The sequence below is a fragment of the Photobacterium marinum genome (assembly GCF_000331515.1).
In the GTDB taxonomy this organism is placed as follows: Bacteria; Pseudomonadota; Gammaproteobacteria; order Enterobacterales; family Vibrionaceae; genus Photobacterium; species Photobacterium marinum.
Map to the genome: position 1 here is coordinate 1 of NZ_AMZO01000062.1, position 923 is coordinate 923.

The 923-nt window shown below is 47.3% G+C and carries 1 protein-coding gene; it reads left to right on the plus strand.

From position 1 onward, the window contains the following. Nucleotides 1-155 precede the first annotated feature (155 nt). Nucleotides 156-782: a glutathione S-transferase family protein gene (locus C942_RS24095; protein WP_036801817.1), complete on the plus strand. Its 627-nt coding sequence runs from the start codon at nucleotides 156-158 to the stop codon at nucleotides 780-782. Nucleotides 783-923 lie beyond the last annotated feature (141 nt).

The window sequence follows — 923 nt, forward strand, 5'->3', positions numbered from 1 at the left end:
AGTCCCGCAGGGGGAGCCACTTAAGAAAGCCTTGTCGCAAGACAAGGCTTTTTTCTATCTCCTCATTCCTAATTATCCCTAAAAATTGATCTTTTTTGCTCCCTCTCGGTTTTAGACTAAGTTTATAACCATGCTTTTTCGCGCAGGGAAGAAAAATGATCACGCTATATGGCTACCCCAGAACACGTTCGTTGAGAGTCTCCTGGCTATTAGAAGAACTGGGAATGGACTGGCGCTACCGCTTAGTCAACTTTGCCAAAGGCGAACATAAGGCCGCCGACTACCTTTCCCTATGCCCACAGGGCAAAGTACCTACGATCTATGATGAAGGCATTGTTATTACCGAATCTGCCGCGATCTGCATCTATCTTGCAGAGAAATATGGACACCACTGGCTACCGGAATCAGCAACAGCAGAGTCAGCGAAACATCTGGAGTGGATCAGTTTTATTATTACTGAACTGGAGCAGCCACTGTGGTCGATGGGAAAACACAAATTTGCCCTACCCGAGCAGATCCGCCTGCCAAAAATGCTTTCTGTCGCGAGTTGGGAATTCAAGAAAGCAGTGCAAACAGCAGAAGCCTGGCTGCCTGATAGCGAGTTCCTGATTGGGAGTTTTCCAACCGTTGCCGACATCCTGTTGACTCATACCCTGAATTGGGCAGTAAAGTTTGAGCAAAAGCTTCCGCCCAGGCTCGAAAATTACCGCCAGAAGATGAGCCGACGCCCTGCTCTTCTGCGAGCCCTGAACCGTGAACAGCAAGCGCTAGCCGAAAGCTAATCTCGTATATCAGCGCGCAATAAGTTCAAAATACGAGCAATCAGCATAAAAAAACAGAGATTAAGCTTTTTTTATCAAAAAACCGTTGACGCAAAGCCGGAAAACCTTTTTAATGCGCCCCGTTGCCTCGATAGCTCAGTT

Bases quoted from the DNA above. Each gene is read 5' to 3' on its own strand.
- C942_RS24095 (WP_036801817.1), top strand. From the start codon at position 156: ATGATCACGCTATATGGCTACCCCAGAACACGTTCGTTGAGAGTCTCC.